8 protein-coding genes are annotated in these 8383 nt (G+C 65.2%); 4 read left to right on the plus strand and 4 right to left on the minus strand.

Annotation, left to right across the window (positions count from 1 at the left end; all coding sequences use genetic code 11):
- The first annotated feature begins 5 nt into the window (after nucleotides 1-5).
- From ACTIFF_RS17345 to ACTIFF_RS17360, 4 genes are read left to right on the plus strand one after another with little or no spacing between them, the layout of a single operon-like run.
- A complete protein-coding gene (locus tag ACTIFF_RS17345) occupies nucleotides 6-416 on the plus strand; it encodes a PhaM family polyhydroxyalkanoate granule multifunctional regulatory protein (protein WP_439537965.1) in 411 nt (136 codons plus the stop codon).
- Between the two features lie 19 nt (nucleotides 417-435).
- The gene (locus tag ACTIFF_RS17350) at nucleotides 436-1539 is read left to right on the plus strand and encodes an FIST signal transduction protein (protein WP_439537966.1); all 1104 of its coding nucleotides are present in this window, start codon (nucleotides 436-438) and stop codon (nucleotides 1537-1539) included.
- A gap of 8 nt (nucleotides 1540-1547) precedes the next feature.
- Nucleotides 1548-2816, plus strand: a complete 1269-nt coding sequence (soxC, locus tag ACTIFF_RS17355) for a sulfite dehydrogenase (protein WP_439537967.1) — start codon at nucleotides 1548-1550, stop codon at nucleotides 2814-2816.
- Nucleotides 2791-3330, plus strand: coding sequence for a c-type cytochrome (locus ACTIFF_RS17360; RefSeq protein WP_439537968.1), 540 nt, complete (start codon nucleotides 2791-2793; stop codon nucleotides 3328-3330). The genes soxC and ACTIFF_RS17360 overlap by 26 nt, the downstream gene beginning before the upstream one ends.
- Before the next feature lie 50 nt (nucleotides 3331-3380).
- Here ACTIFF_RS17360 and ACTIFF_RS17365 read toward each other — a convergent pair whose 3' ends face one another.
- The 4 genes from ACTIFF_RS17365 to ACTIFF_RS17380 form a co-directional block, all read right to left on the minus strand.
- Nucleotides 3381-3662 (minus strand): hypothetical protein, encoded by a 282-nt coding sequence (locus ACTIFF_RS17365; RefSeq protein ID WP_439537969.1) that lies wholly within the window; start codon nucleotides 3660-3662, stop codon nucleotides 3381-3383.
- A 168-nt stretch (nucleotides 3663-3830) separates the two neighbouring features.
- Nucleotides 3831-5639 carry a DNA helicase RecQ gene (gene recQ, locus ACTIFF_RS17370; protein ID WP_439537970.1) on the minus strand — a complete coding sequence of 603 codons (1809 nt, stop codon included), beginning with the start codon at nucleotides 5637-5639 and terminating at the stop codon, nucleotides 3831-3833.
- 62 nt (nucleotides 5640-5701) lie between these two features.
- Nucleotides 5702-7294, minus strand: a complete 1593-nt coding sequence (locus ACTIFF_RS17375; RefSeq protein ID WP_439537971.1) for a DEAD/DEAH box helicase — start codon at nucleotides 7292-7294, stop codon at nucleotides 5702-5704.
- 193 nt (nucleotides 7295-7487) lie between these two features.
- Nucleotides 7488-8276, minus strand: a complete 789-nt coding sequence (locus ACTIFF_RS17380) for a tRNA threonylcarbamoyladenosine dehydratase (protein ID WP_439537972.1) — start codon at nucleotides 8274-8276, stop codon at nucleotides 7488-7490.
- Nucleotides 8277-8383 lie beyond the last annotated feature (107 nt).

Genomic DNA, 8383 nt, shown 5'->3' on the forward strand with positions numbered 1-8383 from the left:
AAGACATGGCTGGCGATCCTTCCCAGTACGATCCGATGGAATTTCTCCGCTCGGTATGGGGGCAGATGCCCTTTCCGGTACCCGGTTTCGTCACGCCGACACTCGACGTGGGCGAACTCGACAAGCGGATAGCCGATCTGAAGGCCGTAGAAGGCTGGCTGCGCATGAACATGGGCATGCTGCAGACGAGCATCCAGGGGCTGGAAGTCCAGCGTGCGACGCTGGCCACGATGCAGGCGATGGCGGCACACGCCGGCGGCACCGCACCCGCGCCTTCAGCTGCGGCTGGCGCAAATCCGATGCAGGCCTTCGGCAATGCGGCCATGTGGCCATGGTCGGTGATGCAGAACAGCGCAGCGGCCACCCCGTCTGGCGCCGCACCGGAAGTTGATCCCGCCCCACCCAATGATGGATAACCGCCGCAGGAACTAGCCCGTGAATACCTTTGCAGCGAGCACCGCCTTTCACGAAGACTGGCCGGTTGCGATGGACCGGGCTCTTGGCACGCTGGACATTCCCGACGGCGCCAATCTCGGTTTCGTCTACTTCACCGACCAGTACGGCAGCGACGTGCAGGCCATGGTGGACCGGCTGACGCTGCTGACCGGAATCGACAACTGGGTCGGTACCTGTTCGCTCGGCGTGATCGGCCGCAGCAGCGCCGCGCAGAACCATCCTGGTCTGGCGCTGCTGGTCGCCCGCCTGCCCGAGGGCAGCTTCCAGGTGTTCTCCGGGCGCGATCGCCTGCCCAACATGCTGGGCACGGATGCGGGGCGCGAGCAACCCTACTTCGCGGTCGTTCACGCCGACCCGTCGACGCCGGACATGAGCGACCTGATCACCGACATGGCGACCAAGGTGTCGAGCGGTTTCATTACCGGCGGTCTGGCGCTGTCGCGCGGCCAGGCGCCGATGATCGCCAACGGCGCGCTGTACGGCGGCATCAGTGGCGTGGCTTTCAACGAGCAGGTGAGCATCACCACCCGGCTGACCCAGGGTTGTTGCGCTGTCGGACAGGCGCGCATCGTCACCGCCTGCGACCAGAACGTGGTGACCGAGATCGATGGTCGGCCCGCGCTCGATGCCTTCCTTGAAGCGGCCGGCACTTCGCTCGGTCAGGACCTGCGCCGTGCTGCGCGCTACATCCTTCCCGGACTGGGCATTCCGGGGCGCGACGACGCCGAGTTTCGGGTACGCAATGTGATCGCGCTCGATCCGGCGAGCGGCGTGTTCGCCATCAACGACGGCGTCGAGGTCGGGCAGCGCATTCGCTTCTACCGGCGCGATGGCGACTGCGCACGCGCCGACATGATGCGCATGCTGCACGAGTTGCGCGACTCGCTCGAAGCGCCGCCGAAAGCGGCGCTGTATGTGTCGTGCGCGGCACGCGGCGAGCACATGTTCGGCAACGACAATGCCGAACCGGACATGCTGGAAGCCGTTTTTCCCGGTCTGCCGGTGGCAGGATTCTTCGCAGGCGGCGAAATTTCGCATGATCAGCTGTACGGCTACACTGGCGTGCTGACCCTGTTTCTGTAGCGGATGCCATGGCACGAAACCCGAACGACCACCCCGATCAGCCGCGCGTTGGCGAAGGCCGGCTTGATCGGCGCGGGTTCCTGAAGCACGGCGCGGCGCTGGCGGCTGTCACGACGACGGCCGGCGCACAGGCGACGCAAGCCGGCGGGGACCTGCCCTGGCTGCATGTGCCGGGCCAACCCTTTTCTGCCTACGGACAGCCTTCGCCGCACGAGCGCTACGCGGCGCGGCGCATCGGCGCCAACCGCGCGGTCGCCGGAAACGGCGTGTCGTTCACGCCGCTGGAAGACCTCGACGGCACGATCACGCCGAACGGCCTTCACTTCGAGCGCCACCACAACGGCGTTCCGCAGATCGATCCGGCGCAGCACCGTCTGGTCGTGCATGGCCGGGTACGGCAGGCGCTGAGTTTCGATGTGAAGTCGCTGCTGCGCTACCCGATGCGTTCGCAGATGCTGTTCATCGAATGCGGCGGCAACAGCAACGCCGGCTGGCACGCAGAACCGATACAGCGCCCGGCCGGATCGGTGCATGGTCTGGTGTCGTGCGCCGAATGGACCGGTGTGCCGCTGTCCATCCTGCTCGACGAGGCAGGCGTCGATCCAGGGGCCTCGTGGGTGATCGCCGAAGGGGCGGATGCCGGGGCGATGAACATGAGCATACCGCTCGGCAAGATGCGTGAAGACTGCCTGGTCGCGCTTTACCAGAACGGAGAACGGCTGCGCCCGGAAAACGGTTATCCGATGCGGCTCATCGTGCCCGGCTGGGAAGGCGTGCTGCATGTGAAGTGGCTGCAGCGGCTTGAAGTCGCCGACCAGCCGGTGATGTCGCGCAACGAAACGTCCAAGTACACCGAGTTGCTGCCGTCAGGCAAGGCGCGCCAGTTCACCTTCACGATGGGTTGCAAGTCGTTGATCACCACGCCGTCGCACGGCCAGACACTGCGCCAGCCGGATGTGTATCAGATCAGCGGTCTGGCCTGGAGCGGTCACGGACGCATCGCGCGGGTCGAAGTGTCGGCCGACGATGGCAAGCGCTGGACCGACGCAGTCCTGCAATCACCCGCACTGCCGCGTTGCTTCACGCGCTTTCGCCTGCCGTGGCGCTGGGACGGCAAACCGGCCGTACTGAAAAGCCGGGCCACCGACGAGGCCGGCAACGTGCAGCCGGAACGCGCGGCACTGATCGCGGAGCGCGGCCGGGCCGGTTACTTCCACTACCACGCGATCGTGGCCTGGGCGGTCGAGGACGATGGACTGGTTTCGCATACTTATTAGCGCTGCAGCGGCGACCACGCTGCTGACCGGCTGCGCCACGCCGCTGGCCCCGCGCGTCGAGGCGCCGAAGCTGGGCGTTCCGGTCGCCGCCGATGCACTGGCGGCGCAGACGCTCAACGTGTTTCCGGACGGGCGCGGCCTGCCGCCCGGACAAGGCTCGGTGAAGGAAGGTGCACAGTTGTTCGTCCGGCACTGCGCGGGCTGCCATGGCAGGGACGGGCGCGGCGGCACAGCCGAGGAGCTGACCGGCGCCAGCCGTCCGCTCGACCATCCCGCAGCCGACAAGACCATCGGCAGCTACTGGCCGTTTGCCACCACGCTGTTCGATTTCATCCGTCGCGCCAAGCCGATGACGGCGCCCGGTACCCTGAATGCCGACGAGGTGTATGCGCTGAGCGCCTGGTTGCTGCACGCGAACGGCTTGATCGCTGCCGACGCTGTCATGGATGCCGCGCGGCTGGCCGCTGTGCGCATGCCCAACCGCGATGGCTTCATCCGCGTCGAGGCACCCTGAAGAAGGCATACGGGCCCATAGAGGCACCCGTACCCTTCACTTCCAAGCCGTCAGCGCAGCCCGACCCGCAGAGCCAGTGCCCCGATCATGAAGGCAGCAAAGGCCAGGCCGAGCCCTGATTCGGCCTGCTCGTCAAGCAATCCGGCGAGCGGGTAGTTCTGACGGGCTTTCTGCGCGGACGCTTCCCGGCAGTCTGCACTGCCCTCGATTGTTCGCGAGGGGGTGACACATGAAGCAGGTACGTCAAGCGCATCGGCATGCGCAGGCACCGTCGTACATAGAGCGGCGCACAGGGTGATGCATGGTAGAAGAGATCGGATGTTGCAACGCATGCTGCCCTCCTTCTTCAAAAGTGATGTCAGGAGGGGGTATGCAACATCGGGGCCAGCCAAAAGAATTCTTAACCCTCTGTTTTCATTAGGCGTTGAACGGGCAACCTGACGGTACCGGGCACCACGACAGGACATCGCCGTCCAGCCGCACTATTGCAGTGCAACAAATCAGTCGCCGAAGCGGGCGATGAGCCTGACCAGCGTGTCGCCGTAGCGCTCGATCTTGCGGCTGCCGAAGCCCGCGATATCCGCCAGATCGTCGCAGTCCGCCGGCCGGTTGCGCGCCAGTTCGATCAGCGTGCTGTCGTGCAGAATGACGTAGGCCGGGACGGACTGGGTACGCGCCTCGTCGAGACGCCAGGCTTTGAGTGCAGCAAGCAGGTCTGCATCGACGCCTTCCGTCGAGATCGGAGCGGCCGCCCGACTGCGCCGTGCGCCGGATTCCTTCACGCGCTCGACGATGCGCCGCATCGTCACCCTCTGTTCGCCGCGCAGCACCGGGCGTGCAGCGTCGGTGAGCACCAGGGCGCCGAACGATTCCTGATCGACGCGCGCAAATCCGAGCGCCACCAGCTGACGGAACACGCTGCGCCACAGATTCTCGTCTTCTGCCTTGCCGATCCCATGTACCGAAAGCTTGTCGTGCCCCCATTGGCGGATGCGCTCGGTGTCCTTGCCGCGCAGCACGTCGATCAGATGGGTGGCGCCGAAGCGGTTGCCGGTGCGATAGATGGCAGACAGCGCTTTTTGCGACGCCACCGTGGCGTCCCACGTTTCCGGCGGGTTCAGGCAGTTGTCGCAGTTGCCGCACGGAGTGCCTTGCTCGCCGAAATAGGCGAGCAGGTGCACACGCCGGCAGTGCGCGGTTTCGCACAGACCGAGCAGCGCGTCGAGCTTGCTGCTGGAAATGCGCCGGAAGGCTTCGTTGCCTTCCGACTGGTCGATGAAGCGGCGCTGCTGCACCACGTCGGCGAGACCGTAAGCCATCCAGGCGTCCGCCGCAGTGCCGTCGCGGCCAGCCCGACCGGTTTCCTGGTAGTAACCTTCGATCGAACGCGGCAGGTCGAGATGGGCGACAAAACGCACGTCCGGCTTGTCGATACCCATGCCGAAGGCGATCGTGGCCACGACCACGATGCCTTCCTCTCGCTGGAAGCGCGCCTGATTGACGGCACGCGCCTGGGTGTCCATGCCGGCATGGTAGGGCAGTGCCTTCACACCCTGCGCAACCAGCCATTCGGCGGTTTCGTCCACCTTCTTGCGCGACAGGCAGTAGACGATGCCGGCATCGTCAGGATGTTCGGTGCGGATGAAACGCAGCAGTTGCTTGCGCGCATCATCCTTGTCCACGATGGTGTAACGGATGTTCGGGCGATCGAAGCTCGACACGAACACGCGCGAATCCTGCAGCGCGAGTCGTTCGATGATCTCCGCGCGGGTCGCCGGATCGGCAGTCGCGGTCAGCGCAATGCGCGGCACGTCGGGGAAGCGTTCGTGCAGCACCGACAGCTGCAGATACTCGGGACGGAAGTCATGCCCCCACTGCGCAACGCAGTGGGCTTCGTCAATGGCGAAAAGGGCCGGTCGGATGTGGTTCAGCAGGTCGAGGCAGCGCGGCGTGTTCAGCCGCTCGGGCGCGACGTACAGCAGGTCGAGCGTGCCGTCGAGCAAACGTCGCTCGACGTCGCGTACCTGATCGAGGTCGAGCGTGGAGTTGAGGAAGGCGGCGCGCACACCGAGCAGCGTCAGCGCCGCCACCTGATCCTGCATCAGCGCGATCAGCGGCGACACCACGACCGCAGTGCCGGGTCGCAGCAACGCCGGCACCTGATAGCAAAGCGACTTGCCGCCGCCGGTGGGCATCAGCACCAGCGCATCCCCACCGCCGGCGACATGTTCGACGATGTCACCCTGGGCACCGCGGAAACCGGGATGACCGAATACGTCCTTCAGGACGCGCAGCGCGTTCTCACGCATCGCGTTGCGCCCGGTCATCGTCGGTTCGCAGCCCCTGCATCAACATTGCCCGAACGCGAGTTTCAGCGCGAACCCGAGCGGTTGCGCGGCGAGAAGAGCGCCGGCGCCTGCGGACGGCGAGCATCGCCACGACGGGCATCGCCCGCACGCGGCATCACATTGCCATTCACCTCGCGCGGCGCGACGGCAGCCGGCTGGATGCGGTTGCCGCGGTTGTCATCGTCGTCATCGTGCGCGCGCGCGGGTGCGCGGTTGCCGCCACCGCCATTGCCAGCCCCCGACGCACGACCTGCAGTATTGCCGTTGCGCGGTGCGCCACCGCCCGCACCGCGACCGGCTCCACGTGGCGCCGGTGCTCCGCCGGCAGCCTTGGGCTGCGCAGCACGCGCCGGACGATCACCACCAGCACGCGGCGCCGTGCCTGCGGCCGGCTTGCGACGCGGCGCGTCATTGTTGCGCGCACCGCGGCCCGGCGGACGAGGGCCGCGATCCGGTTCCTCGACCACGACGCCGGGCACGAAGCCTTCTGCGGTCGCCTTCGGGATGGCCTGGCGGGTGACCTTCTCGATCGCACTCAGCAGTTTGACCTCTTCACGATCCACCAAGGACACGGCGGAGCCGCTGGCGCCGGCACGGCCGGTGCGGCCGATGCGGTGTACATAATCTTCCGGCACGCTGGGCAGTTCGAAATTGACGACGTGTGGCAACTGGTCGATATCCAGTCCGCGCGCAGCGATGTCTGTCGCGACCAGCACGCGCAGCGAATTGCTCTTGAAATCGGCCAGCGCACGCGTACGCGCGTTCTGACTTTTGTTGCCGTGGATCGCCAACGCACTGATGCCCTGCTTGTCGAGCTGTTCGGCCAGCCGGTTGGCGCCATGCTTGGTGCGCGTGAACACCAGCACCTGTGTCCATTCGCCCGTATTGATCAAATGCGCAAGCAGATGGCGCTTCTGCTTCTGTTCCACCATGTAGACGCTCTGATCCACACGCTCGGCGGTCGTGTTTCGGGGTGCGACCTCGACCTCGGCGGCGTTATTCAGCAGGCCATGCGCCAGTTCGCGGATTTCCGGCGAGAACGTGGCCGAGAAAAGCAGCGTCTGGCGGGTCTTCGGCAATGCCGCGATCACCTTGCGGATATCGCGGATGAAACCCATGTCCAGCATGCGATCCGCTTCGTCGAGCACGAATATTTCAACGCCCGACAAATCCAGCGTCTTTTCGCCGAGGTGATCAAGCAGCCGCCCCGGCGTGGCGACCAGGATGTCGACGCGTTGCTTGAGCCCCTGCAGTTGCGGGTTCATGCCGACGCCACCAAAGATGACCATCGAACGCATGCCCGCGTGCACGCCGTAGGTGCGAACCGATTCCTCGACCTGCGCCGCCAGTTCGCGGGTCGGTGTAAGCACCAGGACACGCGGACGGCCGGGCGGTATCTTCGCCGGGCGGTTGATCAGCGTGTGCAGGATGGGCAGCGTGAATCCGGCCGTCTTTCCAGTGCCGGTCTGCGCCGCGGCAAGCAGGTCGCGCCCGGCCATGACAAGCGGAATGGCTTTTTGTTGAATGGGGGTGGGTTGCGTATAGCCCTCTTCCGAAATGGCGCGCAACAGCGGTTCAGCCAGGCCGAGCCCGGCAAAATCGACTTCAGTGTTCAAACAGATCTCCAGCGACGGCCCGTCGCTCAAGCTGAGTGACACCAATACAGGCAGACAAATGAGTGACTTCCAGTGGGGAGGCGGGTGCCTCCTGTCGTCAGTGTGACGACGGAAGGTGCCTATTGGTTAGGCACAACCGAAGTGTACAGGGCTTCCGGGCGGAAGTCTTGCATTGCTGCACACCGACTCCCGTTCATCCTGCAGATCGAAGAGAGAGTAGTTGATCTATTGCCGCCGCGGCAAGTGCGAATCCGAATCCGCCGGTTACGCAAACGCTGGAGCCGTAACCGGCACAGCTCAGCCCTTGCGGCGTGCTCCCAGCATCGCAGATGTCTGCGTTCGGGCGACGCATCGTCTCCGACGAGAACACTGCGTCGATGCCAAATGGCGCCTTCTCGGGAAGGGGCATTTGGCCACCCTTGCGCAGCAGCTGGCGTACGCGGGCCAACAGCGCGTCACCCTGTGCCGCACCAAGATCGGCACAACGTATGCGCGTCGGATCGCTGCGGCCGCCTGCGGCACCCGCCATCAGCAACCGGATGCCCTTCGCGTGGCAATGCAGCGCCATGGCGACCTTGGCCGAAACCTGATCTGTGCAGTCGATCACGATGTTGAAGTGCGTACCAAGCACCTCAGCGACATTCTCCGGCGTCACGAAATCTTCGAAGGGCGTCACGACACAAGCCGGATTGATGGCGGCAATGCGTTGCGCCATCGCTTCGGTCTTGGCCATGCCGAGTGTGGGCACGAGCGCCTGAATTTGTCGGTTGATGTTCGACTCGGCAACGTGGTCGAGATCGGCAATTGCGATGCGGCCAACGCCGCTTCTTGCGAGCGCTTCGGTTGCCCAGGATCCCACGCCGCCAACACCGACCACGAGTACGGCTGCGCGGTCGAGTGCCGCATGCGCGCCCGGTCCATACAGCCGGTCAACCCCGAAAAAAGCGCGCGGCGTCGCTTGGTCGTCGTGTGTCGATTTCATGGAGCCCCCCCATGGAGCCACCTCGGCCTGGGTGCCGATATCGGCGTTGTTATCTGGATTGCGGCGTGTAGGAGTAGAAACACGAACGCCCGGTCACATGTTGATGT

Source organism: Methyloversatilis sp. (assembly GCF_051861465.1).
Taxonomy (GTDB): Bacteria; Pseudomonadota; Gammaproteobacteria; order Burkholderiales; family Rhodocyclaceae; genus Methyloversatilis.

Excerpts from the sequence above, each read along its gene's own strand:
- ACTIFF_RS17345 (WP_439537965.1), top strand. The coding sequence starts at position 6 with ATGGCTGGCGATCCTTCCCAGTACGATCCGATGGAATTTCTCCGCTCG.
- soxC (WP_439537967.1), top strand. The coding sequence starts at position 1,548 with ATGGCACGAAACCCGAACGACCACCCCGATCAGCCGCGCGTTGGCGAA.
- ACTIFF_RS17360 (WP_439537968.1), top strand. The coding sequence starts at position 2,791 with ATGGACTGGTTTCGCATACTTATTAGCGCTGCAGCGGCGACCACGCTG.
- ACTIFF_RS17365 (WP_439537969.1), bottom strand. The coding sequence starts at position 3,662 with ATGCGTTGCAACATCCGATCTCTTCTACCATGCATCACCCTGTGCGCC.
- recQ (WP_439537970.1), bottom strand. The coding sequence starts at position 5,639 with ATGCGTGAGAACGCGCTGCGCGTCCTGAAGGACGTATTCGGTCATCCC.
- ACTIFF_RS17380 (WP_439537972.1), bottom strand. The coding sequence starts at position 8,276 with ATGAAATCGACACACGACGACCAAGCGACGCCGCGCGCTTTTTTCGGG.